Origin of the sequence: Buttiauxella izardii (assembly GCF_003601925.1) — a bacterium.
GTDB lineage: Bacteria > Pseudomonadota > Gammaproteobacteria > Enterobacterales > Enterobacteriaceae > Buttiauxella > Buttiauxella izardii.
Window position 1 is genome coordinate 1 of the sequence record NZ_QZWH01000088.1, and the last position, 703, is coordinate 703.

Annotated in this window: 1 protein-coding gene; it reads right to left on the reverse strand. The window is 55.8% G+C overall.

The genetic code is table 11. From position 1 onward, the window contains the following. Positions 1-30: 30 nt before the first annotated feature. Positions 31-703 (reverse strand): serine/threonine transporter SstT (sstT, locus tag D6029_RS22350; protein ID WP_120066848.1); only part of this gene is annotated, 673 nt, incomplete at its 5' end.

Here is a 703-nt window from a genome sequence, read left to right on the forward strand (position 1 = left end):
CCTGTCTCGTAAGACAGGGAGCTTTTAACATTAACCGCGAAGTGGGTTTTTATCCGCCAGACGCGCATCTTCTGCCTGGCAAGCCGCCGCAGTGAACAGCACGTCAGTTGACGAGTTCAGCGCTGTTTCGCAAGAATCCTGCAACACGCCGATGATAAAGCCGACCGCAACTACCTGCATGGCAATCTCATTCGGGATACCGAACATGCCACACGCCAGTGGGATCAGCAGCAGCGAACCACCCGCCACACCAGACGCCCCGCAAGCACACAGTGACGCCACCACGCTTAACAACAGGGCCGTTGGCAAATCAACCGGAACACCCAGCGTATTAACTGCAGCCAGCGTCAGCACAGTAATGGTGATTGCCGCACCCGCCATGTTAATGGTCGCGCCCAACGGGATGGACACCGAATACGTATCGCGGTCCAGATTCAGCTTCTCGCACAGCGCCATATTCACAGGAATGTTGGCCGCAGAACTACGAGTAAAGAAGGCGGTTACGCCACTTTCACGCAGGCAAGCGAACACCAGTGGGTACGGGTTGCGACGAATTTTGATGAACACCAGCAGTGGGTTGATGATCAGCGCCACACCGAACATACAGCCTATCAGCACCAGCAGCAGTTGCGCGTAGCTCCACAGGGTTTCAAAACCGGTGGTTGCCAGCGTTGATGCCACCAGACCAAAGATACCGATTGGG